The 24,665-nt window shown below is 52.8% G+C and carries 27 protein-coding genes and 1 pseudogene; 9 read left to right on the plus strand and 19 right to left on the minus strand.

From position 1 onward, the window contains the following. Positions 1 to 289: 289 nt before the first annotated feature. Both METTU_RS02865 and METTU_RS02870 read right to left on the minus strand, forming a co-directional pair. The gene (locus tag METTU_RS02865) at positions 290 to 1,180 is read right to left on the minus strand and encodes a hypothetical protein (RefSeq protein ID WP_006889788.1); all 891 of its coding nucleotides are present in this window, start codon (positions 1,178 to 1,180) and stop codon (positions 290 to 292) included. Between the two features lie 225 nt (positions 1,181 to 1,405). After that, positions 1,406 to 1,810 carry a DUF4113 domain-containing protein gene (locus METTU_RS02870; protein ID WP_040579572.1) on the minus strand — a complete coding sequence of 135 codons (405 nt, stop codon included), beginning with the start codon at positions 1,808 to 1,810 and terminating at the stop codon, positions 1,406 to 1,408. Between the two features lie 239 nt (positions 1,811 to 2,049). Here METTU_RS02870 and METTU_RS02875 point away from each other — a divergent pair, with 239 nt between their 5' ends. The 3 genes from METTU_RS02875 to METTU_RS24250 all read left to right on the plus strand — a co-directional run bounded on the left by METTU_RS02875 (position 2,050) and on the right by METTU_RS24250 (position 2,922). Next, positions 2,050 to 2,367, plus strand: coding sequence for a type II toxin-antitoxin system RelE/ParE family toxin (locus METTU_RS02875; protein ID WP_006889789.1), 318 nt, complete (start codon positions 2,050 to 2,052; stop codon positions 2,365 to 2,367). After that, on the plus strand, positions 2,367 to 2,651 hold the full coding sequence (locus tag METTU_RS02880) for a helix-turn-helix domain-containing protein (RefSeq protein WP_006889790.1): 285 nt from the start codon (positions 2,367 to 2,369) through the stop codon (positions 2,649 to 2,651). The genes METTU_RS02875 and METTU_RS02880 overlap by 1 nt, the downstream gene beginning before the upstream one ends. 154 nt (positions 2,652 to 2,805) lie before the next feature. Beyond that, positions 2,806 to 2,922 (plus strand): helix-turn-helix domain-containing protein, encoded by a 117-nt coding sequence (locus tag METTU_RS24250; RefSeq protein ID WP_254257807.1) that lies wholly within the window; start codon positions 2,806 to 2,808, stop codon positions 2,920 to 2,922. 204 nt (positions 2,923 to 3,126) lie between these two features. Here METTU_RS24250 and smbP read toward each other — a convergent pair whose 3' ends face one another. From smbP to METTU_RS25120, 15 genes and pseudogenes are all read right to left on the minus strand, one after another. Further along, a complete protein-coding gene (smbP, locus tag METTU_RS02890) occupies positions 3,127 to 3,456 on the minus strand; it encodes a small metal-binding protein SmbP (RefSeq protein WP_040579939.1) in 330 nt (109 codons plus the stop codon). 131 nt (positions 3,457 to 3,587) lie between these two features. Continuing rightward, positions 3,588 to 3,866 (minus strand): annotated as a pseudogene (locus METTU_RS02895) (LexA family protein); the annotation flags it as partial. Between the two features lie 78 nt (positions 3,867 to 3,944). Continuing rightward, positions 3,945 to 4,367 carry a hypothetical protein gene (locus METTU_RS02900; protein ID WP_006889793.1) on the minus strand — a complete coding sequence of 141 codons (423 nt, stop codon included), beginning with the start codon at positions 4,365 to 4,367 and terminating at the stop codon, positions 3,945 to 3,947. Then, a complete protein-coding gene (locus tag METTU_RS02905) occupies positions 4,364 to 4,804 on the minus strand; it encodes a phage holin family protein (RefSeq protein WP_006889794.1) in 441 nt (146 codons plus the stop codon). The genes METTU_RS02900 and METTU_RS02905 overlap by 4 nt, the downstream gene beginning before the upstream one ends. A 14-nt stretch (positions 4,805 to 4,818) precedes the next feature. Further along, a complete protein-coding gene (locus tag METTU_RS02910; protein WP_006889795.1) occupies positions 4,819 to 5,049 on the minus strand; it encodes an ElaB/YgaM/YqjD family protein in 231 nt (76 codons plus the stop codon). Positions 5,050 to 5,095: 46 nt separating this feature from the next. Beyond that, complete coding sequence (locus tag METTU_RS02915; protein WP_006889796.1) at positions 5,096 to 5,341, minus strand: DUF883 C-terminal domain-containing protein; 246 nt, start codon at positions 5,339 to 5,341, stop codon at positions 5,096 to 5,098. A gap of 70 nt (positions 5,342 to 5,411) precedes the next feature. Further along, a complete protein-coding gene (locus METTU_RS02920) occupies positions 5,412 to 5,642 on the minus strand; it encodes an ElaB/YgaM/YqjD family protein (RefSeq protein ID WP_006889797.1) in 231 nt (76 codons plus the stop codon). Between the two features lie 14 nt (positions 5,643 to 5,656). Further along, the gene (locus METTU_RS02925; protein ID WP_006889798.1) at positions 5,657 to 5,971 is read right to left on the minus strand and encodes a BON domain-containing protein; all 315 of its coding nucleotides are present in this window, start codon (positions 5,969 to 5,971) and stop codon (positions 5,657 to 5,659) included. Between the two features lie 810 nt (positions 5,972 to 6,781). After that, positions 6,782 to 8,383 (minus strand): mercuric reductase, encoded by a 1,602-nt coding sequence (locus tag METTU_RS02930; protein WP_217182768.1) that lies wholly within the window; start codon positions 8,381 to 8,383, stop codon positions 6,782 to 6,784. Beyond that, positions 8,334 to 9,623 (minus strand): glucoamylase family protein, encoded by a 1,290-nt coding sequence (locus METTU_RS02935; protein ID WP_006889800.1) that lies wholly within the window; start codon positions 9,621 to 9,623, stop codon positions 8,334 to 8,336. The genes METTU_RS02930 and METTU_RS02935 overlap by 50 nt, the downstream gene beginning before the upstream one ends. Positions 9,624 to 9,688: 65 nt before the next feature. After that, complete coding sequence (locus tag METTU_RS02940) at positions 9,689 to 10,306, minus strand: DUF488 domain-containing protein (protein WP_006889801.1); 618 nt, start codon at positions 10,304 to 10,306, stop codon at positions 9,689 to 9,691. Positions 10,307 to 10,464: 158 nt separating this feature from the next. Further along, complete coding sequence (locus METTU_RS02945; protein WP_006889802.1) at positions 10,465 to 11,670, minus strand: NAD(P)/FAD-dependent oxidoreductase; 1,206 nt, start codon at positions 11,668 to 11,670, stop codon at positions 10,465 to 10,467. Between the two features lie 185 nt (positions 11,671 to 11,855). After that, positions 11,856 to 12,077: a transketolase-like TK C-terminal-containing protein gene (locus tag METTU_RS23950; protein WP_081466862.1), complete on the minus strand. Its 222-nt coding sequence runs from the start codon at positions 12,075 to 12,077 to the stop codon at positions 11,856 to 11,858. A 121-nt stretch (positions 12,078 to 12,198) separates the two neighbouring features. Continuing rightward, the gene (locus METTU_RS02955) at positions 12,199 to 12,474 is read right to left on the minus strand and encodes a DUF302 domain-containing protein (protein WP_254257808.1); all 276 of its coding nucleotides are present in this window, start codon (positions 12,472 to 12,474) and stop codon (positions 12,199 to 12,201) included. Beyond that, positions 12,378 to 12,845, minus strand: a complete 468-nt coding sequence (locus METTU_RS25120; protein ID WP_081466863.1) for a DUF302 domain-containing protein — start codon at positions 12,843 to 12,845, stop codon at positions 12,378 to 12,380. Before METTU_RS25120 ends, METTU_RS02955 begins: the two co-directional genes overlap by 97 nt. A 45-nt stretch (positions 12,846 to 12,890) precedes the next feature. Between METTU_RS25120 and METTU_RS02965 the strand changes: the two genes are divergently transcribed. Beyond that, positions 12,891 to 13,946 (plus strand): IS701 family transposase, encoded by a 1,056-nt coding sequence (locus METTU_RS02965; protein WP_006889803.1) that lies wholly within the window; start codon positions 12,891 to 12,893, stop codon positions 13,944 to 13,946. 150 nt (positions 13,947 to 14,096) lie between these two features. On the opposite strand, the gene glgP is transcribed toward METTU_RS02965, so the two are convergent. Together glgP and METTU_RS02975 are read right to left on the minus strand one after the other, a co-directional pair. Beyond that, positions 14,097 to 16,640, minus strand: a complete 2,544-nt coding sequence (glgP, locus tag METTU_RS02970) for an alpha-glucan family phosphorylase (RefSeq protein ID WP_006889804.1) — start codon at positions 16,638 to 16,640, stop codon at positions 14,097 to 14,099. 383 nt (positions 16,641 to 17,023) lie between these two features. Continuing rightward, entirely contained in the window at positions 17,024 to 18,013 is a 990-nt protein-coding gene (locus METTU_RS02975; RefSeq protein WP_006889805.1) for a hypothetical protein, read from the minus strand. Positions 18,014 to 18,546: 533 nt separating this feature from the next. Between METTU_RS02975 and METTU_RS02980 the strand changes: the two genes are divergently transcribed. The 5 genes from METTU_RS02980 (at position 18,547) to METTU_RS03000 (ending at position 24,663) form a co-directional block, all read left to right on the plus strand. Further along, positions 18,547 to 19,023: a BON domain-containing protein gene (locus METTU_RS02980; RefSeq protein WP_006889806.1), complete on the plus strand. Its 477-nt coding sequence runs from the start codon at positions 18,547 to 18,549 to the stop codon at positions 19,021 to 19,023. Between the two features lie 2 nt (positions 19,024 to 19,025). Next, positions 19,026 to 20,150 (plus strand): DUF1207 domain-containing protein, encoded by a 1,125-nt coding sequence (locus tag METTU_RS02985; RefSeq protein WP_040579575.1) that lies wholly within the window; start codon positions 19,026 to 19,028, stop codon positions 20,148 to 20,150. Between the two features lie 164 nt (positions 20,151 to 20,314). Continuing rightward, positions 20,315 to 21,178 (plus strand): transglutaminase family protein, encoded by an 864-nt coding sequence (locus METTU_RS02990; RefSeq protein ID WP_006889808.1) that lies wholly within the window; start codon positions 20,315 to 20,317, stop codon positions 21,176 to 21,178. A gap of 1,002 nt (positions 21,179 to 22,180) precedes the next feature. Beyond that, a complete protein-coding gene (locus METTU_RS02995) occupies positions 22,181 to 23,122 on the plus strand; it encodes an NADH-quinone oxidoreductase subunit B family protein (protein WP_006889809.1) in 942 nt (313 codons plus the stop codon). Positions 23,123 to 23,124: 2 nt separating this feature from the next. Then, positions 23,125 to 24,663 (plus strand): nickel-dependent hydrogenase large subunit, encoded by a 1,539-nt coding sequence (locus METTU_RS03000; protein ID WP_006889810.1) that lies wholly within the window; start codon positions 23,125 to 23,127, stop codon positions 24,661 to 24,663. Positions 24,664 to 24,665: the final 2 nt, after the last annotated feature.

Here is a 24,665-nt window from a genome sequence, read left to right on the forward strand (position 1 = left end):
AATGCCGTCGTTGGTAAGCACATTATGGATGGGGTCAGTCGTGTGGTCGGGCAACTGCGTTTCGTTGCCTGACAATAGAAGATTCTGCCGCTTTCATTTAAAGCTGTAAGGTGGATTCGCCGTTAGGCAATCCACCAAACTACGACAGGCTGTCATCAGCGTTGTGCGCATGTGGCGGTTTGCTACGCGAAACCGCCCTACGGGTTAGGCAATCCCCTGACAGGCTTACAAAACTTAGCCACTAAAAGCTGTAAGGCGGTTTGCTACTCGAAACCACCCACAAATAAGGCTATTTCGCCGATTTGGAAGACCCTTGCGAATCGGCGCTTAATCCACATTCACCGATGCTTCTGACATTATTTACTTGCTTGCCGATACACTTGTATTCCGGGTTGATTTTCGTAGCCTGTTTTTTACAGATTATGGTACTACTGACCACCGTATAAGGGTCACCGACCCCAGTTACGCCCGTTTTTCCAGAAGATTCCAACTGTATTTGAGCCCTAGCATCAGCTTCTGTGTCCGCATTTCCAGTAGCTGTTACGATGTGCTTACAACTATGCCTCTTCTGAGAATCATTAAAGCCAGCTTGTCTCTTTTCTTCGAGTTTTTGCCTTTCCTCGCCTTCAGCTATTTCTTTTTCTTTTTGAGCTTTTTCAGCAGCAAGTTGCGTCTTTTTTTCGGCGTCTAATTTTTTCTGCTCGTCGCCAATAATCCCAATCTTCTTTTTACTTGTCGGCACAAGATCTTGTGAAACTACGGATGCATTTTTCTCTCGCTTTTTTTGTGGTTGAGCCGGTTTCTGGGTGTTTTCAGTTAATTGCGAACCATCACTGTACGAGTATGGGAATTCACACTCATACTGTTGCTCCATCGATACGGTACCGAGTGTTTTGCATGTACATTCCCCGATGCTGATCAACTTGTTGGGGCCTGAGGAAAAAGAATCGATAACTTCAGGTATACGCCTCTGGCACCACGTACTAACTTGTTTTTTATCGAGTGTTGATGAATATGCTAGTTCCTTAACAATCCGCCCCGTATCTTTTAATTTTGCTTCTTTATCAGCCTTTTCCTTATGAACCAGGTCTGAGGAGGGAACGGTGGGGTTTGTATCAACAGGTCCAGCATTAGATACGCTTGCAATTACAAGCAACAACAAAACAGCGAATATTCTCATTTAAGAGCTCTTTAAATTTAATAAACAAAAACCTAAACGAATAAGAAGGCATTCGCCCAGGCCAATTAAGCCTAATTTTAACGGTTAGCGTCGGCCATTACAAAGCTGTAAGCCGGTTTCGCGCAAGCAATCCACCAACATGACGGCAGGCTGTCATCGGCGTTGTACGTATGTGGCGGTTTGCTACGCGAAACCGCCTTACAAACAATCAGCCTACCGCCGCATTTATTTAACCCACACCAACTCATTCCAGCTTGTCGTATAACTCTGCGACATCCGTTCCGTTCTCGACTTCCAAGTCTTATCAAAACCGGTTGCCGCGACTGAAATCGCCTTCGGAAAGCGCCGGTTGATTGGGTCGATAGCTTTCATTAATTGGCGGTTCTCGATAGGCAAGCCTGTATCGGCAAAATCGAACAATTCCAGCTGGCCGGGCGATGATTCCGGCTGAATGTGGCTGAATTGCACGCCGCATTTATGGTAGCCGTAGCCCGCTTTGAATATTTCCTTTAGCAAGCGATTGGCGGTGGCGATGATAGCGCGGCTGCCTTGGGTGGCGGCATCCGTTCGCGATTGATGCGCTTCGTGCCTCGGCAACCGCTCCTGCGTTGCTCTACCTCCTGCGTCCATGCAGTCGTCAGCACATCCTACGGCCCTATATTTCTTGTGTGCAAGATGTCGACCCAAAGATTAGCACCGGGAAATTTATCCGTGAAGAGATTAAGCGTCTGTAAAACTCACAGATGTGCCATAACACCAATAAATCAAGTGTTGGTAGGGTGCGCACTACGTACCCGACATGACTGGATTGGCGGTGCATTATCAAAATAACTTGATAATTATCTAACTATTTTGATATTATTTTCCTTATGAAAAGACTGCGTTTTATCGGCTCCAGCCTGGACGACCTTAAAAATTTCCCTATTGAAGCCCGGCGCGAAGCGGGGTTTGAACTGGATGCCGTACAGCGCGGGGGCATGCCGTCCGACTTTAAGCCGTTGCCGGCGGTCGGCTCCGGCGTGTATGAGATTCGCATTCATGCGCTGGGCGAGTGGCGGGTCGTTTATGTCGCCAAGTTCGATGACGCGGTTTACGTGTTGCACGCTTTTCATAAGAAAACACAAAAAACGCGGCATGAAGATATTGAGCTGGCCGCGCGTCGTTATAAACAACTGGGGGAACGCTGATGGATAAAGAACCTGTGATTGAATCATCCGGCAATGTGTTTGCCGATCTGGGCTTTACGCCGGAAGAGGCCACACTGTTGACAATGCGCGCCGAGTTGATGGCTCGTTTGCGCGAAACGATTGCTGAACGCGGCTGGACGCAAATTCAGGCAGCCGAGCATTTAGGCATCGGGCAATCGCGCGTTTCTGATTTGGTACGCGGCAAATGGGATAAGTTTAGCCTGGACATGCTGGTCACGTTGGCCACCCGTGCCGGTCGACGGGTTGAATTAACGGCAGCGTGATGGTTAAACAGTCCGATTTTGTTAAACTGCCCGGCGCTGCGCCTCCCGGTGTGATTCCGAACGCTGTCGTTGGTAAGCGCATTATGGATGAGGTCAGTATGCTGCAAGCTTGGCGTGAATATATGATGCTGACTCAAACCGACATGGCGGACGCATGGGTATTAGCCAAGCAGGTTACGCGCAGATTGAGGCCGCCAAGCGTCCACGCAAAGCCACACTGCAAAAAGCCGCCGATGCCTTGGGTATTACGCTGGAGCAGTTAGCGTATTGAGATCGTTGGGCTGAGGTACGAAGCCCAACACTATTCGGCTCCGATCAGTTGGGCTTCCTTGCGTCAGCCCAATCTACGCACTGACGATTTCAGTCAACCCGCCGCTGCAAAAACAACACGCTCGAGATAGCATTCTGTTAAATACAAAGAAGCCGGTATAAAACCGGCTTCCGTTAAATTCAATATACCTCTATTAAATTTACTTTATGAATTAGCTCCCTGGATTTCGGTTATTGCCGCGTTAAGATGTGTTTTAGCTTGATCTGCTTGACCCAAATTACCCGCATTAATAGCTTCTTCCAGATGGTTGGAAGCAGATTCCATGTGTTTTAGTGGAGCGCCTTTAAGTACTATAGCTGATGCCAGGCTATGTTCTAATGCCGCACTTGCCTGCTTCACAATTTCTTTTGCATCACTTGTTTTAGCCGCCGCATTCGCACGTTCAAGTGCGGCCTTTCCATGATTTTCAACTGCAAAAACGGCAGAGCTTGTTGCCAACAATAAACTTGAGCAAATCAGTGTTATTTTTTTCATTTTATTCACCATCAATAATCAAATTATCTAATACAGTTTCGTGTTTAGGAAAAACTAATTTTTCCAGGTGCCCATCTGGGGATGGCAATGATTTTTTTCAAGTGGTTTAAATTCAAACTGTTAAAAACTTTTTATCTATCTTGATGACATGTAGATAACTGGCCGAATAAACTTCCGCTGACCGATTCAGGGGATCGGCAGCACAACTCAGCGTAGTTCGGGTTTTCCGCTTTGAGTTGCCACTGGTCGTTGTAACGATCCAAACGTTTTACGGTCAGTTCGCCGTTTAAGGCGCAAATGAGGATTTTTCCCGGCAGCGGTTCAATGGAGCGATCGACGACCAGAATATCGTTGGGATGAATGCCGACGCCAATCATCGACTCGTCCTGAGCGCGAACAAAAAAGGTCGCGGCTGGCTTTTGTGCCCGCCGTTTTTTTTGCGTTCCAAAATGGCATCAGCCAAGAATAAACTATCATGATAATCACAATCAGCTATACCGTGACCTTCGGCGGCTATGTACTGCACTGGGAGTCGCCATTGGCTGGGAATAAGGTGCCGGAGTTTGACCCGAGGCGTCCGGTTGACGGTAGGACTTCATCATCCAGACTAGAGGCAAGGCCGTGTATAAAGTTCGAGCCGAGGTTATGAGATTCAGCGCGATCCTCAACGGTGAGCTTTCGGTAGCCTGCGGCTTGTCGACAGTGCCTGGGCGTTTTTTGGAGGTTTGACGCTTGGTGAGTTCGCCGATAATAAATCCGATGCCGCCGGCCAGCAGCAAAGTTGCCGGAGCGATCATCTGTTGGTGTATCTTCCGAACCAATGTCGTTGTGCGGATGCCGACCTCCTGTTGACGATTCAACACCTGCCGTTCGGCAGCATTGATTTGAGCTGTCAGGGACTTGGGCATCATGATTTCTCCTGGTCGCGGCGCTCTGGAGGCCTGGGCCGAAGAGTGCGGAGGGTGGCCGGAAATTGCAGGTAACGACTTTTGCGGCGTATCACAGCACAGAGAATCAACGAGAGTAACAAATTGAAAACGACGGCAAGCAGTATGGCGCTACTCGCCACGACGCCATGCTCGACCAGCCACAGCACGGCTGCGGCCAGAAGTCCCAACCACGCGCCGATTAGCAAAACGGCAACCATCACTCCCGCCATGATCATGGACACCAAACTATCGCCCGCCCGCTGCGTTTCCAGCGCGGCGAGCCGGAAGCGATCATGGCTTAGCTCACGCAGCTCCTGCCATAACGACTGGGCATCTTCGAGCACACCCGAACCTTTTACCGAGTCGCCGCGCGTTGCAGATTGTCCGGGAGCTTCATCATTTGCGGCGTTCGGAGCCATGATGCTTGCCCGTTCTAACGGCCGCTTAGCAGTCGGCTCAGCAGAAAGCCTGCCGCTACTGCGATACCCAGCGACGTTATTGGATTGTCGTGAACATAACCGCGGCACTGGTTCATCATTCGTTGCTCGGCACTTTTCAGTTGATCGCCTTTTTCACCCATTGCTTCAGCGGCTTGACTGGTTGCACTGGCTATCTTATCGACAACTTCATGTGCGGAATGGGATGCTTTGTCTATAGTTTCCATGATGGTTTCCTCTCTGTTTTGAGCCGTTTGTCATTCGGGTTTATGGTCATTTACGGTCGGACGGACAGCCGCTTAACAGGCGGCTCAGCAGAAAGCCGCCTGCTATGGCAATGCCTAGTGATGTAACGGGGTTGTCGCGGACATAGCCGCGACAATTTTCCATCAATTGCTGTTCGACATTTTTTAGTTGCGCTTCTTTTTCGCCAATCGCTTCGGCGGCCTGATTGGCTGCATTGGCGATCTTATCGACAGCCTCATGTGCAGAATGTGAAGCGTTGTCTATTGTTTCCACGATGGTTACCTCTCTAGTTTGAGCCGCATGCCAGTTACGGAGTCAAGATTTATAACGTTTAACGGTTGGCCTAGCATCGGCTCGATAGACGGCCCAGAACAAAGCTGACCGCCGCCGTGATAAGTACAGACGTTATGGGATTATCGCGGACATAACCGCGACAATTCTTCATTAAGTGCTGTTCGGCATTTATCAGTTGTTCGCCTTTTTCGCCCAGTGTTTCAACGGCCTGATGGGTCGTACTGGCGATCTTATCGTAAGCCTCATTGGCCAGATCAGCTGCTTTGTCTATAGTTTCCATGATAGTTTCCTGGTTTATTTGAGACGCATGTCATTCTTGACCGAATTCACACCTTTAACGTTACGGGCAATTTCGATCGCTTTGTTAATATCGGCACGCGAAGTCACGAAGCCGCTCAATTGAACTACGCCCTTGAAGGTTTCAACATTGATCTCGGCGGAGCTTAAGCCAGGCTCATTCAATATGGCTGTTTTAACCTTGGTGGTGATAACACTGTCATCAACATACTCGCCAGTTCCCTCGTGCTTTTCCGTCGATGCGCAACCCGCGGCAGACAGTAATGTCAAGGTCAAAAAAAATGCGGAAAAAACTCTAATTAGGTATTTCATGATTAAATCTCCAGTTGGTGTCTATTTCAGTAGGCTGAAGAAGCGCTTTGATAGCTTCGACAGGTTTAGGACAGGCGGTCTACCGAGATAGCTTTAAAATACAAAAAACAAGCCGACTATGATTCGACTTACGATCAGGTGCTGTTTTAGCAACCGATTACAGGTCTCGCGTCGAATACTCGACAGAAACCTTAAAGACACTTTAGCTGCAAAGTTTGCTGTAGTCGGTACGGTAGAGCACATACCGGCAAGTGTGGGCACTTTAAGGAACGCGTACTAAATAACTGATGTTACGCACGGATGGTATTTCTCCCGTTTGCCGCGCCGAGCACCGGAGCTTTATCGAGAACAGCCCGTTAGGGGCGCGGCAGGGATGCCGCGCGTCAGCAGAGGGGCAGGAGCCCCTTCTGCTGACCCTCGATAAAAGCGAGGAGCACAGGAAATAAGCGGCAACCGGGTCGCCTTTTCTTTGGTTACTTTCTTTTCGACTGCATGGATGCAGGAGGTAGAGCAACGCAGGAGCAGTTGCCGAGGCGAAGCAAAAGAAAGTAACTCGCCTTCGGGTGCGACAACCCGATTCAATCAAGTGTCGCGCTAGCGACTCCTTAATGTTAAAGCGGTCGAAATTCGAATAACTGCGAAACATCAGTAAATAACTTCAACAGCTTGCTCCCTCTCCCTTCGGAAGAGGGTTGGGGGAGGCGATAAGATGCCCAAGTTATTTTGCGCATATTCCTAAACTGTAATTTTCATGAAAACCTCTCCACTTTAGTTCGTCAGTGTCGACACCTCTCATGGCTGCTGTGTTGGTCACCATGTCAGCCAGCGCCGCAGCAGCCATTGGATTCTCGGCGTCAGGCGCGTGCGGTTGTAGGCGTCCGCCGCTTTCTTGATCGCTTCAGCCTGGGTCGGATAGGCGTGGATGACGTGGGCGAGGGTGCGCAACCCGATCCCCGCGACCATCGCCAGCGTGATCTCGTTGATCATATCGCCCGCATGGCGGGCGACGATTGTCGCGCCGAGTATCCGGTCCGTTCGCTCCTTGACGTGGATTTTCACGAAGCCTACCTCCTCGTCGTCGGCGATAGCGCGGTCCACGTCGTGCATCGGGATGGTGAAAGTCTTCACCGGGATGTCCCGCTCGCGCGCCTGCCGCACATAAAGCCCGACATGAGCGATTGCCGGATCGGTGTAGGTGCACCACGGAATCGTCAGTGCGCTCAGACGCTGACGGCCGAGGAACAGCGCATTCTGGACCACGATGCGCGCCGACGCGTCGGCGGTATGGGTGAACTTGTGTTCCAGGCAGGCATCGCCGGCGGCATAGATGCGCCGGTTGCTGCTGCACAGGAAATCATCGACCCGGATGCCTGTGATAGTGTCGAAATCAACGCCTGCGGCCTCAAGATTCAGGCTGTCGACATTCGGTACCCGGCCTGTGCCGACCAGAATGGCATCGACCGCTACCGTGATGCTGTAGTCGTCGCTGACCAGATCAACGAGTTTTTGCCCGCCTTCCACGCGTATGTTGACGGCTTTGGTGTTCAGGCGCACCTCGATGCCGTCGCGGGCAAATGCATCCGAGAGGAGCTGTGCGGCGTCGCGCTCTTCCTTGGGCAGGAACAACGGCTTTTCCTGCGCAATAATAGTCTGTGCTCCGAAGCGGCAGAACGCCTGGGCCAGTTCGCAGCCGAGCGGGCCGCCGCCGATGACCAGCAGGCGGCGCGGCAGCTCGGTCAGGTCGAAGATGTTCTCGTTAGTCAGATAGTCGATCTCGACGAGGCCGGGAATACAGGTTGTGTTCGGCCGCGCGCCCGTAGCGATAAGTGCCTTTTTGAAGCGCAGTTTCGTGCCATCCACGGCCAGCGTATCGGTTCCGGTGAAATACGCCTGGCCGAAGAAGACATCCACGCCGGCCGCAATCAGTCGGTGCACCGAATCGGAGCGGCTGATACGGGCGCGAATACCGCGCATGCGCTCCATCACGGCAGCAAAGTCAATGCGGATATCGCCCGGGATTTGCGCACCATACTGCTCGGCATTACGCATCTCGGCATACAGCCGCGCCGTGCGGATGATCGCTTTCGATGGCACGCAGCCAACATTCAGGCAGTCGCCTCCGAGCAGGTTGCGCTCGATCAGTGCGACCTTAGCGCCCAGTGCCGCTGCGGCGTGCGCCGCGACCAGCCCCGCCGTGCCTGCACCGACGACCACCAGGTTGTACCGGCCTGCCGGTTGCGGATTGCGCCATCCGGTTGGATGCACGTTTTCCAGTCGCTCGCGATCATGCGCGTCCGGTGGGGCTGTCGAGTAAAAGGCGTTGCGCTGCTGCATGGTTGTGATCCTTGAAAAAAGGAAGCGGCTAAAGCCAGCCGCCGCGGAATCCGGCACGCCGTAAACCGGCGTGGACATAGGGACAGTCCCGCATCAGCCGCCAGATCAGTTGGCTGCGATAGTTTTCGACCATCATCACCACGATGCCCTGGTCTAGCCCGAAGTGGCCGTCCGAAACCCAGGCGCTACTGTCGGCATTGGCGAGAGTCGGATTGAAACTGCTGCTGTACTGCTGAGCGGTCAGCATTTCTGGATAGCGTTGCAGCATGTTGCGTATGGCGCATAAGGAGATCTCGGACGCGAACGGCAGCGATGCCAGCGCCGCCCATCCGCTGAGCGTTCCGTCATCGGGCCCGTACGGCACGCCACGCGCGGCATAGCCGAACAAGCGCCGCCGTTCGTTGGCCAGTTCGGGCAGCAGGTTGCTCGGGCCATCGCAGGCCGTCAGGCCCCAGCAGTTTTCGTCATAACCGGCGAACCTGTTCGGGTTGCGTCGCGCGTACTCGCGCTGAACCTCGATTGCCCGTCGGCTGTTCTCGAAATAGTCGCAGCGCTTCTCGCGCATGAAGCGATCCCGAATGCCGCGAAAATCGATCCAGGCGTGAGAGAACTGGTGCATGAACAGCGGCCCCGCATACAGGTAATCGTAGCCGTACAGATGTTCCCATTGATAGGTTGCCGTCCAAGCCTCGTAACTGTTGTCCTTGAGCGGATGCGTCGGCGAGCCCATCGCGAGGACGTAGAGGACAATAGACTCGTTGTAACCCTCCCACCCGTAGTGCAGGAATCCGCATTCCGGCTTCCAGCCTTGTCTGATCGTTGCCGCTCCGCCCTGCGACCATCGCCAGTCGACGCGAAGGTATAGCATCTCGACGAGTTCGCGCAGCTCGTTTTCCTCTGGCGTATTCGCGGTGAAGTACATGCTTGCGGTCAGTGCGCCGGCAATCAGTAGCGCGGTGTCGATCGTCGACAGTTCCGAGCGCCAAACGCGGGCGCCGGTGCGCATGTCGAGAAAGTGATAGTAGAAACCCTTGAAGCCGGTCGCTTCCGGGCTGCCGCTTTGATCGCTGTCACGAAAGAAACGCAACACGGAAAGACTGCGTTCGACGGCGTCGGCCCGCGCCATCCAGCCGCGTTCCACCGCCACCGGATAGGCCGACAGGGCGAACCCGACGACGGCAATGCTGGCCGGAGAATTCTCGCGCGAGTTGTCGGCGATCAATCCATTGGCCGGATTTACGGTTTGCAGGAAGTAACCGAACGCGGCACGCTGGAGCTGGTCGAGCCTCTGCTCGTTGATCAAAGACTCGCTGCTCATGCGGCGAAGCCTCGGAAAGACAGTTCGTATGCGAGATCCGGCGTGAGTGAATCTGTTTTCACGGTTTAATCTTCTTTAGGCATGATTTTCGTGACGGACTTCGGCCGGGCGTGTTTGGTCGCAGGCTGCATTTGCGTGTTCCCAAAATCCTCGGATGGATATGTGATCGAGGAGTCCCGGACGTTGGCAAACGCAGTGAGAGTATGAACCTGACGGTGAGTTGCGCTCATGATGTCCTCGGTGCGAATTCCACGAACCAACAAGGCATCTGCGATGAGTGAGCGATGACAGCGCCACGGCACCGCTTCAGCGCACATCAATACGATTTGATCTTGGTTTGCCCGGCTGATCAATTCTTCTAGGTTCTGCGCAAACTCGGGAGTTTGCATGTAATCAGCAAATCCTCGAAAAGAGGCGTTGTGCCAGCCCACGTTTAGTGAATCGCTCTTTGCATGACGCAGGCCGCCGAGTCCAGGCATGTGAACATATTCTAAGCCGGCTTTCTTTAACGAACGTTGCAAGGTTGCTTTGTTGAACTGCGGATTGTGCCGGGAACACGGCAGGGTGCGAACATCGACTACGCACGTTGCCCCGTGTGCCTGAAGCAGGCGTATGAATTCCTCGAGCGTGTGCGTGGAATGACCTATCGTCATTACCAACGGTGAAGGGTTTTCCTTTGGCATGTTTTATTCCTCCGTTAAGCCGTTCGGAACAGGTAGCACCCGGCGATAGGTTTGCCCATCCAAGAGATCCGCGATGTTGTCTGGACGGAGGCGCAACATCCATACCGTGAGGTCCAGGAGGAAAGGTCATATGCGTTCCAGCACAAACGTATCCCGTCTCATGCATCCGGTTTCGGGATTGGGGTCTTAGCCGGCAACCGCCCTTTCAGGTCCTGGGCAGTGAACGGACCCGGCTCGGCAATCAATTGGCGAGCGGCTTCCACTTGTTCCCACACATTCCACAGCAGTACGCCCCGCACGCGATCGTTCTGTAAGTAGTAGATGACGCCTTCCTCGTTGGGGCGCTTCCAGTCGGCAAAAGTCTCCAAGCGCGAGTCCAGTTCACCCACGGCTTCGTATCCCAAATCGAACATATCGGAGTAAAAGAAGGGCAGGTGATGATAAGGCTCGGACTTGCCGGCCATGTTCCGCCCCGCCAATCGTCCCATGCAATTGGCATTGTCCTCGTGTTCGACCCGGATGCGCTTTCCCAACGCAGGGTTGTAGAATGCGGCAACGTCTCCTGCCGCATAGATGTCGGGAAGGCTGGAATGCAGGAGCTCGTCCACGACGATTCCGTTTTCCACCTCAAGCCCGATTGTTTGGGCAAGTTCAACGTTCGGCGTGATGCCGACTCCCGCCACCACGCCGTCCACCACGATTTCCCGGTTAGTGCGCGTTTTCAAAACATGTTGGTTGCCGCGAGTTTCCAAACCGACAATCTCTTCGCCTGCCAATATCTCAACGCCTTTTTGCCGGTAGAAGCTGGATACAAACTGAGCGAGAGGACTCGGGAAGACGCGATCGCCAATAGCTTTGCCGGGGAAAATCATCACCACTTCTTTCCCGTTCATAGCCAGCGCCGCCGCGATCTCGGAACCGATAAACCCGCCGCCGATGACGGCAAACCGCCGCCCTGTTTCGGTGAGCGCGCGAAGACGCCGGTAGTCCGGCAAGGTGCGGAAGTAGATGATATGGTCGTCGCCGAACGGCAGGCGTCGCGGCTTGCCGCCCGTAGCCAACAAGAGTTTTTGATAGGTGAAAACGTCTCCCTTGTCGTCCACAACACGTTTCTGCTGGGGAAAAATTTCTTTGGCAACACGGCCAAGGTGAATCTTAACGCCTTTGTTCTCCGTCTTGCGCCAGATGACGTCCATGGGCTTGCCCTTCCAAAGCGCCTTTGACAGAGGAGGGCGGTCATACGGAGCGTCGAGCTCCGCGCTGATCAGCCCGATGCCGCCGGTTGAATCGACTTCGCGGATGCCATCCACCGCGGCGGCTGCGGTCATTCCGCCGCCGATGATCAAATACGGGTAGTTCGTCATGGTTGGTGTCTCCTGTCTTGTACTTACTCTTTCCAGAGTTGCTGGTCGGACTCGCGTAGCGCTCTTACAGATTGAGAAGAAATTGTCCTTTACACACAGAATGTTGTCTGTACGCTGACGTACGCAACTCCGTTTTCCGACCCACTACGTTTCAAAGATCCTAATGAGCATAGAGTTACGGGGGCCTAAAATTCCTTATCCTCGAGCATGACATTCGTTGAAACTGTTTTCAAATGCGGAACCACGATGACCCGAGGTGCCAAACGAGACGCTTTGTCTGGATGCCGCTTCGAGGCGACGCGTGCGGTTATCTCCGGCGGCAGCACGCTGTCGCGGTATTCCTGGCTCTCGAACAGTTCCCTCGACGGCATGCTGATCACGCGCGTATTGATTCCCTCTGTCTTCAATTGCTCATAAGCAGCAATGCACAGCGACTTCGCTGCCGGTTATATGCAGTCGGCTTTGGGGATGTCCAGCAAGGTGGAAAAATCGACATTGATCAAGTCGCCGATCTGCTCAATCGTTATATCAGCTTGATGCCGCCTCCTTCATGATTTTAACAATGGTGTTTTCCACATCTCGCGCCACCACTTCCAGCTGCGGCACGTTGAACATTGCCAGAAGAGTGGTTGGTTTCAATGTCGCCAGAACGGTTTTACCTTCCTCCTCGTAAATGCTGATACGGCAGGGTAGGGCCGTGGAGATGCTCATGTCTTGCTCAAGAACTTTCTTGGCCTGTTGCGGCTGACACACTTCAAACGCTGCGAGACAGGAGTCGAGTAGTCCCCAGAAGCGATAGCGCATGTGTTTTCACGAAGTGCTTTTTGCGTAGTGAAAATGCAGGCTTTCCGACATCGCGTCGAGTCATTGCGAGAATGATGTTGGATACCCCTTGCTGGGTATCCAACGAATGAAGCAGGATGGCTGGGGCAGCCGAAGGCATTAGCGGTCGCGTAGCTTTTGCCGCTTGTTGGGCAAGGATGCCCATAAAAGCTTTCGCAAAAATAGCGACTCCCCGGAATAAGGCATTCGGGGATGAATTCCACGCCTTTTTTGGTCATGGTTTCTTTGAGGTTATGTACCTGCATAACGCCAAAGTGATTGGCCTGGACGGCGACTTGCAAGGCAGCGGCAGCCGCACTCACGGTTTTGTCGGTAGATAATTTAAATAACATAACTGATGTTACGCAGTCATCCCTAAATTTGGTTATTCTGTGCGAATGAAAAAAGCAGAATTAGAGTTATACACAGATTATTTGATAAGCACGTTTGGAGCGGCGACAGCCACGGGATTATCGTCGATGGTGGATGGAGATGTGAGCCATGACCGAGTGACGCGTTTTCTGTCAGAACGCGAATACACGTCTCGAGACTTATGGCGCCAGGTAAAATCGACAGTTCGCCAGATAGAGCGGGAAGATGGCGTGTTGATTTTCGACGACACGATCCAGGAGAAGGCCTGGACGGACGAAAATGAGGTGATGTGCTGGCATTTCGATCATTGCAGCGGGCGTTCGGTACGGGGAATCAACTTGCTGAATGCCCTGTATTACAGCGGTGAGGTATCGATTCCGGTTGCGTTTGAGCTGGTGCGAAAGCCGCTGCAATTTTGCGATGTGAAAACGCGACAGGTGAAGCGGGCCAGTGAAGTCACCAAAAACGAATTGATGCGGTGCATGATAGCCACCTGCGTGAATAACGCCTTGAAATTTCGTTATGTGTTGATGGATAGCTGGTTCGCTTCCGTGGAAAACTTTGAGTTTATTGTGAAAAAGAAAAAGCATTTTATCGCTGCGCTCAAAGACAACCGTCTGGTCGCTTTAAGTGCAGCCGATAAGAAGCAAGGTCGCTTTGTACGGATCGATACTCTGGAATTATCGGATAAACAGGTCGTGCGCGGCTGGCTAAAAGGGTATGCAGATGAGGTCCTTTTAGTTCGGCAAGTCTTTACAAACAAAGACGGCAGCACGGGGTTGTTGAATCTGGTCTGCAGCGATTTGACGTGCAACGGCGACATGATCGCGACAATCTATCAAAAACGATGGAAAGTTGAAGTGTTTCATAAATCCTTGAAATCCAATGCCGCATTGGCAAAGTCGCCGACCCGCAGGGTTACCACGCAAAACAATCATGTGTTTATGGCGATTTACGCGGTATTCAAGCTGGAATGCCTGAAGTTAAAACACAAAACGAACCATTTTGCGTTGCGAGCTAAGCTCTTTATTAAAGCAACCCGTCAAGCCTATGCAGAACTTCAGATTCTGCAGGCTGCGTAACATCAGTAACATAAGATGACCTCTCGGTTAATAGTTCACTTGGTAACAGCGCGGTGCACTGAATGATTTTTTGGACAGCCTGATGATAACGACGACCAGCAGCACGATCATCAGGATGCCGGTTATTGTCCCGCCCTTCCGACGAATGGATCATCGTTGCCACAGGATGTGGGCAGCTTCCAATGGGATCGCAACACCGTCGCAGTGCGGTATTATTCGCGCCGTATAATCGTTTGCGGGACGGGTTACTGACACTGCCGCGCTGTAAACGGAGCCGTTCGACGCACCGGCCGACTGCCGCACGCGCTTCATATCCACTCGATCGGCTGCGTTATCATCAATGCCGTTAGCATAAAGTTCGACTCGCACTGCCTCTGGATTAAGATCATCGAGATATACTTGAACTTCAAATACATGTTGCTCATCGTTAGTCTCTACCTTAACTTCTCCGAAGCGTAGCGCGGCCCATTTCAGTTCCAAACTCCGCTGCCATTCGACTATTTGCATGCCGATTGCGCCTTTATTGGCAATGCGCAATTGATAAGCGGTCGCAGCCGGGAGGTAATGTTGCTCGGTGTATTCACGCACGGTGCGGTTGCCGGAGAAATGCGGGGTCAATTGCGCCATGCTTTCTCTCATTCGCGCCACCCAGCCCGTGGGAATGCCCCGTTCATCGACGGTATAAAACTCGGGGATTACCTCGTGTTCAAGCAGGTCGTAGAGAGCCTCGGCTTCGACCGCGTCCCAGACTGGATCGTGGTCGTGTTCCTGGCCGTCCCCCAACGCCCAGCCCACTTCCGGCGAGTAGGCTTCCGCCCACCAGCCGTCCAATTCCGACAGATTGAGTCCGCCATTGACCAGCACCTTCATGCCGCTGGTTCCGCACGCTTCCCAGGGCCGCCTTGGCGTGTTGATCCAGACATCCACGCCTTGCACCAACTGCTCGGTCAAATGCATGTCGTAGTCACTGAGGAAGATCACATGAGGGCGCGCCTCGGGACGTCGGATGAAATGAGTCCATTGCTGGATCAGGGCCTGCCCCTCCAAGTCTGCCGGATGAGCCTTGCCGGCAAGGATGAGTTGAACCGGTCGCTCGGCATTGGATAAAAGACGAAGCAGTCGATCCGGGTCGTGCAGCAGCAGGTTAGGCCTCTTGTAGGCCGCAAAGCGGCGCGCAAAACCCAGGGTCAATGCGGTGGGATTAAATAAATGTTTCGCTTCCTCCACCTCTTCGGGAGGCGCGTCGGAGACAGCCAGTTGCCGGGATAATCGCTCGCGGGCATATTCAACCAGGGACTTGCCGGCATCGGCACGAAATTGCCAGAGCCTGACGTCTGAAATACGGCGGATGTCTTGATCCAAGGTTTCCGTCGGCCTCAGCCAGCGCTCTTTGCCACAGGCTTCCGTCCACAGATCATCGGCCGGAGCCGAGTCCCAGGTCGGCATGTGCACGCCGTTGGTTACGTGTCCAACAGGCACTTCGTTCACCGGCCAGCCAGGAAAAAGCGGTTCAAAGAGATGTCGGCTGACTTCGCCATGCAAACGACTTACGCCGTTTACCGCCCCGCTGCCGCGGATTGCCAGATAGGCCATATTGAAACTTTCCGACGGGTCGTTCGGGTTCCGGCGGCCTAGAGCCAGCAACTCATGGACTGTCAGACCGATATTTTTGGCATAACGGCCAAGGTATTGCTCGATCAGGGCCGGGGCGAATCGGTCGAATCCGGCGGCCACTGCCGTGTGGGTGGTGAACAGGTTTCCGGCCCGGGTGACGGCCAGAGCGTCATGAAAGGACAGCGCGGTCTCTTTCATGAAACTGCGGGCGCGTTCCAACACCGCGAAGGCGGCATGGCCTTCGTTCAGGTGACAGACTTCAGGATGAATATCCAGCGCCTCCAACAGCCGCCAACCGCCAATCCCGAGCAGCAGTTCCTGCTTGATGCGCAGCTCCGGTCCGCCGCCATACAGTTCGCTGGTAATCCCCCGATGAGCGGGGAAGTTTGCCGCGTCATTGCTGTCCAGCAGGTAAAGTTTTACTCTGCCGACCAGGACCTGCCAGACGCGTAGCCAGACCGAGTAACCGGGCAAGGCGATTTCCAGGCGCAGCCATTCGCCGTTGGCTTGGCGCAACGGCGTTATCGGCAACTGTCCGGGGTCGTTATACGGAAACAGGGCTTGTTGCGCTCCGTTCTTGTCAATCACTTGGCGAAAATAGCCTTGTTGGTAGAGCAGTCCCACGCCGACCACCGGTACGCCAAGATCGCTGGCGGCTTTGAGCTGATCGCCGGCCACATTGCCGAGTCCGCCTGAGTAAATGGGCAGCGCTTCGCTCAACATGAATTCCATGCTGAAATAGGCGACGCAGGTCAACGGAGCCTGCGGATGATGTTGCTGAAACCACGCCGGCGCTTCCATCGTTTGCCGTCTGGTCTGCACCAGGTCGTCAACGATTTTTCGGAAAACGGGATCGGCCAGCACGCGTTCTATCCGGTCGCGAGATACCGTCTGTAGAACCACCCAGGGATTCTGCGTGAGTTTCCACAGTTCCGGATCAAGTTGTTTCCATACCTGGTCGGTGGCATGACTCCACGACCAGCGCATATCCAGTGCCAGCTCCGCCAGGGAATCGAATCCCTCAACTTCAGTAGGCAAAAGGCTGTAAATCGGGTGGCTGACACGGGTTGGTTGGCTCATGTTTTCTCCTTCATGACCGGAAAACGCTTTAGCCGCAAAACTAACTTTAGTCGGTACGGTAGAGCACATAAAGGCAGGGGCTATGGGCTTGTAATAATGATCTATTCCTTCAGCCCCCTATTCATGATTAGCGCCGCTATGCCAAATCGATCAAGGCTGTTGGGTTGGAAAAATCAGGCTATCGTCTTATAACGCACCGACTTTAACGTAGATAAGATTCTAAGTACGGTGCGACCCGTTCTGAGTCGCACCGCTCAGCATGCTGAGCGCGTTTAGCGCACGAACAACGCAATCAGAATAATGATGGGGATGGGGATACCGAGTAAGTATAAAAGTATTGAGCGCATTGTTTGTCTCCTTAAGTAAGGTAGTTGTATGAGTAATTACATGTCACGCTGCCGACCGCCATAAGTAGCCGCAAAGCTGGCGACGAATGCACCGATGAGCAACGAGATGAAAAGCCACAGCGACGCATAGATAAAAGCTTTGCGTGCGGAGTCGGCAGCTTCCTTGGCCGCGGTTTCCGCTTCACGTAGTTTGGTCTGTATGCGGGCATAGGTATCAAGCACTCGCTTCTCTGCGTCCAGCTCTGTCAGGCCTGTGCGCTGCGCGACAATCCGACCGACATACCTAGTGTCGTCAGCGGGCAGAGGGTCCGTGCGTATGCTGTTCATGAAGATGCGGGTAACTTCGGACCTGGATGCGGCAGTGATCGGTTCCAGATTTTCCAGATTATATCTTGGCATAGCGCCGCTTTCATCAGGAGCCGAGGCAGTTGCGGCCGCGTTGATGTCCTTTCGGAACAGCAAATCCACGAAGTACCCCATCGGTTCACCATTGTGGTACTTTGTCATATCGGACCCGACCGTCGCCGTATTGCCCGTCGTGACCACCGCCGCAGTAGCCGCGACGCCCCCAGCCTGAATTCCACCGCTGACGATCGATCCAATCACCGAAGTGAGTAGCGCGGCGGTCGCAAGTGCTGCGACCGCCCAGGACAGGAAACCGTGAGCGGTGTCGCGGAAGTAGACCTCGTCCGTATGCACCGAAACCCACCTTGATCTCAGTCTGCCGGCGAGGTAGCCACCCATTCCGGAAGCAACGAGTTGAGTAAAGGTCAGCCACAGTATGGACGATACGCCGAAGGTGGTTGCACTTACGCCGCTGTAGGCCCAGGGTGACACCGAGGACAGACCTAAACCTGTTCCCAACATTAAAAGGATCAATGCCAGGGCTGCTGTTGCCGCGGCACCCGCCACTATGGCGCTCCACGACACAGCGCTTGCATTGGCCTGCATGGATTCGGGATAGATACCTGACAAGGGTCGTTCACACCCGAGTTCGTCAGCGGCTGGATCAGTAGGAAAGGTCATGATGAGTCTCCATAAAGTTAAGTTTGAAACAGTATCGCGCGAATTTCCGCCACGTATCTGTACGGCATCGTACATAACGATGAATAAATTACTCCGTCAGACGCCGGGCAGGCCCTGTCTGGAAGCCACCGTCAATCGCGATCACACGATATGGGCAATTGGAGGGGTGCAATGCCTCAGATGAATGGTCGTCCGGAACCAGATCGCTGCCGAGTTCATCGCGCTCGTTGACCACGGTCCAAAGTGCTCCGCCATCCGGCTCCCAGGCTTGTTGAAACCCGCGTTCAAGGCGGGTTTTTTATGTCAACCAGCCGGATTTGAATGTTGAAACCGGTCCCAATCAGCAACCACTCAAGACCTTATGTACGATACCGTACAGACCTCGCCTGATCTTGTCGTTAGAATCCGATGCGAGTTTTCAGCTCACCGCGCTTGACCCAAAGAGAAGTTTTTCTCTGGCGATTTTTCTTTAGCGGGAGTGTCGCTAGGTCACTGGGGCACTTTTAAAAACACAATACTTTAAGGAATAACCCATGAAAACGACAAATGAATACAGGCAAAATATTTTAGCGGATAGAGTTATTGTGATTGCCTGTTTATCCGCTGTTCTCGGACTGGCGGGTTGCCAACAAGAAGGCTCAGCAGAAAAGGCAGGGAAAAAAATCGATAGTGCGGCTGAAAAGGCTGAGCAAAAGATTGATCAAACGACAGAAAAAGCAAAAAAGGAAATTGAGGGTACAAAGGAGTCGGTAACCGAAAAAACCGGAACAGCGGGAGAATACATCGATGACTCGGTTATTACCGCAAAGGTTAAGGCGGCAATTTTAAATGATCCCTTGCTTAATACATCCCATATCGAGGTGACTACAGACAAAGGCGTAGTGAAATTGAGCGGCACGGTTGATTCCGAACCCAGCATCGGCAGAGCGATGGAAGTGGCCGGTAGCCAAAAGAATGTGAAATCAGTGCAAACTGACCTGACTGTAAATGCGAGTCTACCGAGTAAATAATAATGATTTATTGTCGATTTATAACTGTTTGGGCATTTATGCTGATGCCTGTGTCTTTTGCTTATGCTACAGCTCAGGATGACATTTACATTGCCGGTTATGCCGCTGGTGTGTTGAAGCATAGTTTAAAGCTTGATATGCCGCCATTAATTGTACGGGATGGTGTAATTACTTTGCCGGTAGGTAGCCTGGAAGCTGCCGACCGAGCCAAAGCGGTACAGTTGTTATGGGAAATCCCTGGAGTGAATGCTGTAAAGACATCGGAATCTACAAGCCAACAGCGTGTGAGTTCCGGCGCAAACGCCGCCCAGGTTTCCGGTAATGAGGCAGTGCCTGCAACTGAATCGACCCTATTGCCAACAGGATTTCTACCTAAGGACCAATTATTCAAGCCATTATTGGCAGATACGCGTTGGGCTCATTTCTCGGCCGCTTACCGCAATTACCAAAGCAAAAATTTTGATGGGATAGATATTGCCTCTGTCAGCTTCGGTGAAACTATACCGTTTTATCGCAGTAACTTCGGGCAATCCACTGCACAATGGGAAGCAGGACTTCAAGCCGGGGTCTTTAGTGACTTCAATTTGAATGCCTCATCCTCTGATCTTATCAACACCGATTTTATTGCGTCAGCCTATTCAAGTATGCGTGCCGGTCAATTTTCAGCTTTTGGCCGCCTTTATCATCAGAGTTCACATCTTGGCGATGAATTTCTACAGCGCACTAAACTTGAGCGGGTGAACCTTAGTTATGAAGGCGTGGATCTGAAACTCTCTTATGAACTTCCTTATGGCGTACGTTTATATGGTGGCGGGGGCGGTCTGTTCCATAAAGAACCTTCGGCGCTTAAAGTGTGGTCGGCGCAATACGGCATTGAGTTTCGAAGTCCTTGGCGCATGGATTTTGCATCAATGCGGCCTATCGTTGCGGCTGACATCAAACATTATGATGAAAATAACTGGAGTACTGATGTATCAGCCAGGGCGGGCGTTGAGTTTGAAAACTTACAAGTATTAGGCCGGAAGCTTCAAATTCTTGTGGAATACTATAACGGCTTCACTCCTAGCGGTCAGTTTTATAAAGATAAAGTGGAATATATTGGTTTGGGTGCGCATTACCACTTCTAATCGAAGAGTTGGGGATTAGTGTCGGCCTGTAAACGACAGACACTAATCCGGCGCACGAAAATGCAGGCATAGAAAAGTCGGGTTTTTAATGCCGAATTGAAACATATTAGTCGCGTCAGGATATTGCTAGAATGTGGACCTCGCCTAGTCCAGGAGTGTTAACGATGCGCCGCCTGCAAATAAAGCATGTAACTACTTACCAATACGCTGAACGCGTAACGCTATTGCCGCACAAATTGCTATTGCGTCCCCGTGAAGGTCACGAAATCCGTATCGAATCGGCTGAATTGATTATCTCTCCTGCCCACCAACTGCAATGGCAGCGCGACGTGTACGACAATGCCGTGGCTCAGGCGACTTTTACTAAGCAGGACAATCGACTCTCGATCGACAGTCTTCTCATCCTTCAGCACTATGATAGCCGGCCATTAAATTTTCTGGTGGCCGATTATGCAGTGTTATTTCCCTTTCAGTACGATGCCGCAGAATGCATGGATTTGGGGCCTTACCTGTCAGTGACCTTCGATCAAGATATACCGCCATTGAGCGCCTGGTTGCGGCAATTCTGGCGCTCCGGCCAAGTAGTAGAAACTTATCTTCTGCTGGAATGGATTAATAAAGCGATTGCGAGCGGATTCACCTATCAACAACGGGAGGAACCGGGCGTTCAAACGCCTGCGACGACATTGACCCGACGCGCAGGCTCCTGTCGTGATTTTGCAACCTTGTTCATTGATGCCTGTCGTTTTTTGGGCTTGGCGGCGCGTTTTGTCACCGGCTACCAGTATTCGCCCACCCTTCTGCCGGGCCAGGGCTCAACCCATGCTTGGTCGGAAGTTTACCTGCCCGGCGCCGGTTGGAAAGGATTCGACTCCACGTCCGGCCAAGTTGTCGGCAACGACCATATCGCCGTAGCCGTGAGTCGTCATCCCGAATTGGTGCCGCCGGTATCCGGCTCGTTTATAGCCGCCACCCACCAATCGCCACTAATGAGCGTAATGGTGGAGGTGGCTGAAATTCCGGCGTAGCGCCATCTTCCCCAGGATACGCACGATTGCGTAATATCGGGAGCTGCGCGGAGGGACGTCGAGACCGATTCAAGATGGAGAAAAAGACCTTCGTATTCGGCTGAGGGAAGGGCACCAAGAAGAGGGTTGTGGTGAGGCCTATGTGAAACGGACATAAGTCACATTCATGTGTCAGCACCGTCGGTTGGGTCGTGACCGGCTGAATCTACCGGTTCGGCCTATGCGGACCGGCATCTGCTTCCTGCACTGGCTGAGACCGGCAAGTTTCTGGATCAGGCGTTTTAGCATTAGCAAAATTTACCTAAGGATTTGGTTGAAAATAACTTCCCGAAACCACTATTTTCGATCGTCGAGCCGTTCGTGCTGAGCTTGTCGAAGCATGATCGGCTTGACGCGGTAGGCCGAAATTTTCCCGCTCACCCTTCGACAAGCTCAGGGCGAACGGAAAAATTTCACTCAATCCATATCGGGAAGTTATTACTGACCATATCCTAAGCGAGCACCCATCCATTAGTTCAGGCCTGCTTTTTTCAGGATCCGGTTGAAGGCTTTTTGAAGAGGGTTCAGCGGATTGCTTGCGACCTTCACGGACACTTCAGGCTGTTTTTTCAGGAGTTCAATGCCGATGGGGTTTAAGACCGCATGGCTGAGCTTGTCATTATTACTTCGTGGTATGAATCACTTTGGCCCAACAAGCGAATTTGACGACAATCAAAGAGATAGAGCGTAACATAACAGCCTGCTTTTACGCCTGAACGGGGTAGTAACATCAGGGTGATCGCCTTGGACTTTTTGATTTATCGGAGAATCAATCAGTTGTGCTTTACTTGCAAATTGATTCCGATGGATTGATGGTTTTATATGTATGTTTTTGAATTATTTATTATTTTAATGCGCTTCCTCCGGTAGCGACATGCACCGATTCAGGTGGTGGTTTTCACTGGAGAATACGCATTTATTCAACAACGCCATCATGAACTACGATACATCACTGAGATTTTTATGACGACACTACTTTGGCTACAAACCGGTTCCTGCGGCGGCGACACCATGTCGATTCTATGCGCGGACAGCCCATCACTGGAAGAACTCATTGATGAATACAGCATCGAGATGCTCTGGCAGCCCTCCCTTTCCATAGAACCGACGAGCAGACTGGATACGTTGATCGAGGCGATTATCGCGGATCAACAAGCCCTCGACATTTTATGCATTGAAGGCAGCATCATCACCGGACCCAATGGCTCAGGCATGTACGATCCGTATCGTGGGCGTTCCAAAATGAGCCTGGTCAGTGAACTGGCCGAAAAGGCTGAATACGTAGTCGCTTTGGGTACGTGTGCGTCATACGGCGGTGTCCATGCCGCGCCGCCCAACCCGACCGACTGTCTCGGCTTGCAGTTCGACAAGCAATCTCCGGGCGGGTTATTGCCGATCGAATGGCGATCTCGCAAAGGTCTGCCGGTCATCAATATCTCGGGTTGCCCCGCTCACCCCAATGCGATGACCAAAACCTTGGCCATGCTGGCTTCCGGACTTCCACTGGAACTCGATCATCTTAACCGCCCCAAGGCCTTTTTCAATAGCACCGTGCATCAGGGCTGCACCCGCAACGAATATCATGAGTACGACGTAGAGGACACCGAGTTCGGCGATAAGGGGTGCATGTTCTTTAATCTGGGTTGTCAGGGGCCGGTCACGATGGCCATTTGCAATACCGAACTCTGGAATGGCCGCAGCAGCAAGACTAGGGCAGGGGTGCCGTGTTTCGGTTGTACTTCCCCCGACTTTCCGCTGGATCAGGACCTGTTCCTCACCGAAAAAATAGGCACTATTCCGGTACATCTGCCGTTGGGCGTAGAACGGGCCAATTACATGGCCTACAAAAGTCTGGCCCACGATGCGGCTCCCGACCGGCTGCTGAACAAGAAGATGGATACTTAACCATGGCCAGACGAACCATCCAAATCGACCTTAACCGGGTCGAAGGCGATCTCGATTTTCAGCTGGAACTGGAGGACAACAAAGTCGTCGATGCCCGTTGTATCGGCTCCCTCTATAGGGGGTTCGAACAAATCCTCATGAGCCGTAAGCCCAAGGATTCTTTGGTGATTACGCCCCGCATCTGCGGCATCTGCGGCACCGCGCAATTAAATGCCGCAGTGCTTGCGCTGGAACATATCGGGCGAATTCCTGTGCCGCCCACGGCCATTCGCATTCGCAATCTGTGCTTGATGGCCGAGACGGTACAAAGCGATCTGCGGCAATCTTTTATGTTTTTTACTGCCGATTTTTGCCATTCCAAATACGTCGATCGGCCGTTTTATGAAAAAGCGCGGGCCGCTTTCCTGCCGTTTAAGGGCTCGGTTCACCGCGGCGCTCTCGAACATTCGCGTCATATCGTCGAAATTATCGCCCTGTTTGGCGGCCAGTGGCCGCACTCGTCTTATATGTTGCCGGGCGGTGTGACTACGCCTGCGAGCTCTCGCCATATTATCGACAGCCTGTCCATTCTCAACAAGTTGACCCGATGGTTTGAACAGGCCATCATCGGGACAGACCTGGATGCTTGGCTGGCAATACAATCCGCCGACGAATTCTTTACCTGGCTGACGGCGAAGGATGCCCATGCCGACAGCGCCATCGGACTGTTTACGCTGATGAGCCGCGACATAGGCCTGCACAACACGGGGTTCGGCACTCCGCATATGATCAGCTATGGCGCTTATGACGATCCGGATGATGCCGGGACTTTTCCCCCGCATCGCAAGCACTTGTTCAGAGCCGGTTTCCTCAATGGCGATACCGGCGACATCGAGCCTTTCGAGCAAGCCGAAATTACCGAACATGTACGCTATTCCTGGTTTCAGCCATACCAAGGCGGTCGCCATCCGTTTCAGGGGCAAACCATCCCTGATTACCAACCCCATTCCGACCGCTATACCTGGTGCAAAGCGCCTCGCTATCAAAATAAAGTCGTGCAAACCGGCCCGCTGGCAGATGCGCTAATCGACGGCGAGCCGCTGATTCGCTCGTTATATCAGGCGGAGGGGGGCAATGCCTGGCTGCGCCAGTTCGCGCGCTTACACCGTACCGCCCGGCTGTTGCATAAAATGCGCGAAACGCTACGCGAGCTGGCCGCACAGCCTAACGCCCCGCACATGATCTCCCCCGACGAGAAAGAAATCCCCGACGGAGAAGGCTTTGGGTTGGTAACGGCGGCGCGCGGCGCACTGGGGCATTGGGTGCAAATCACCGACGGCGTTATTAGCCGCTATCAAGTCGTTACGCCAACCGCATGGAATGCATCGCCCAAAGACAGCGAAGGCCGACACGGCCATTGGGAAAGCAGTTTGATCGGTTTGACTGTCGACGATCCCGACGACCCGGTGGAAATCGGCCATATTATCCGCTCCCATGATCCTTGTCTGGTCTGTACCGTGCATCTACTCGACACGGGCAAACGCATCACTGTATGGCCCTAAGC

It is taken from the genome of Methylobacter tundripaludum SV96 (genome assembly GCF_000190755.2).
Lineage (GTDB): Bacteria > Pseudomonadota > Gammaproteobacteria > Methylococcales > Methylomonadaceae > Methylobacter_A > Methylobacter_A tundripaludum.

Excerpts from the sequence above, each read along its gene's own strand:
- METTU_RS02875 (WP_006889789.1), top strand. The coding sequence starts at position 2,050 with ATGAAAAGACTGCGTTTTATCGGCTCCAGCCTGGACGACCTTAAAAAT.
- METTU_RS03000 (WP_006889810.1), top strand. The coding sequence starts at position 23,125 with ATGGCCAGACGAACCATCCAAATCGACCTTAACCGGGTCGAAGGCGAT.
- METTU_RS02920 (WP_006889797.1), bottom strand. The coding sequence starts at position 5,642 with ATGGAAACTATAGACAAAGCAGCTGATCTGGCCAATGAGGCTTACGAT.
- METTU_RS02945 (WP_006889802.1), bottom strand. The coding sequence starts at position 11,670 with ATGACGAACTACCCGTATTTGATCATCGGCGGCGGAATGACCGCAGCC.
- METTU_RS02995 (WP_006889809.1), top strand. The coding sequence starts at position 22,181 with ATGACGACACTACTTTGGCTACAAACCGGTTCCTGCGGCGGCGACACC.
- METTU_RS02985 (WP_040579575.1), top strand. The coding sequence starts at position 19,026 with ATGATTTATTGTCGATTTATAACTGTTTGGGCATTTATGCTGATGCCT.
- METTU_RS02870 (WP_040579572.1), bottom strand. The coding sequence starts at position 1,810 with ATGGACGCAGGAGGTAGAGCAACGCAGGAGCGGTTGCCGAGGCACGAA.
- METTU_RS02910 (WP_006889795.1), bottom strand. The coding sequence starts at position 5,049 with ATGGAAACTATAGACAAAGCATCCCATTCCGCACATGAAGTTGTCGAT.
- METTU_RS02900 (WP_006889793.1), bottom strand. The coding sequence starts at position 4,367 with ATGATGCCCAAGTCCCTGACAGCTCAAATCAATGCTGCCGAACGGCAG.
- METTU_RS02880 (WP_006889790.1), top strand. The coding sequence starts at position 2,367 with ATGGATAAAGAACCTGTGATTGAATCATCCGGCAATGTGTTTGCCGAT.
- METTU_RS02955 (WP_254257808.1), bottom strand. The coding sequence starts at position 12,474 with ATGCGCTATCGCTTCTGGGGACTACTCGACTCCTGTCTCGCAGCGTTT.
- METTU_RS02965 (WP_006889803.1), top strand. The coding sequence starts at position 12,891 with ATGAAAAAAGCAGAATTAGAGTTATACACAGATTATTTGATAAGCACG.
- METTU_RS02940 (WP_006889801.1), bottom strand. The coding sequence starts at position 10,306 with ATGCCAAAGGAAAACCCTTCACCGTTGGTAATGACGATAGGTCATTCC.
- METTU_RS02930 (WP_217182768.1), bottom strand. The coding sequence starts at position 8,383 with ATGTCCACGCCGGTTTACGGCGTGCCGGATTCCGCGGCGGCTGGCTTT.
- METTU_RS25120 (WP_081466863.1), bottom strand. The coding sequence starts at position 12,845 with ATGTTATTTAAATTATCTACCGACAAAACCGTGAGTGCGGCTGCCGCT.
- glgP (WP_006889804.1), bottom strand. The coding sequence starts at position 16,640 with ATGAGCCAACCAACCCGTGTCAGCCACCCGATTTACAGCCTTTTGCCT.
- METTU_RS02925 (WP_006889798.1), bottom strand. The coding sequence starts at position 5,971 with ATGAAATACCTAATTAGAGTTTTTTCCGCATTTTTTTTGACCTTGACA.
- smbP (WP_040579939.1), bottom strand. The coding sequence starts at position 3,456 with ATGAAAAAAATAACACTGATTTGCTCAAGTTTATTGTTGGCAACAAGC.
- METTU_RS24250 (WP_254257807.1), top strand. The coding sequence starts at position 2,806 with ATGGGTATTAGCCAAGCAGGTTACGCGCAGATTGAGGCCGCCAAGCGT.
- METTU_RS02935 (WP_006889800.1), bottom strand. The coding sequence starts at position 9,623 with ATGAGCAGCGAGTCTTTGATCAACGAGCAGAGGCTCGACCAGCTCCAG.
- METTU_RS02980 (WP_006889806.1), top strand. The coding sequence starts at position 18,547 with ATGAAAACGACAAATGAATACAGGCAAAATATTTTAGCGGATAGAGTT.
- METTU_RS02865 (WP_006889788.1), bottom strand. The coding sequence starts at position 1,180 with ATGAGAATATTCGCTGTTTTGTTGTTGCTTGTAATTGCAAGCGTATCT.
- METTU_RS02975 (WP_006889805.1), bottom strand. The coding sequence starts at position 18,013 with ATGACCTTTCCTACTGATCCAGCCGCTGACGAACTCGGGTGTGAACGA.
- METTU_RS02905 (WP_006889794.1), bottom strand. The coding sequence starts at position 4,804 with ATGGCTCCGAACGCCGCAAATGATGAAGCTCCCGGACAATCTGCAACG.
- METTU_RS02990 (WP_006889808.1), top strand. The coding sequence starts at position 20,315 with ATGCGCCGCCTGCAAATAAAGCATGTAACTACTTACCAATACGCTGAA.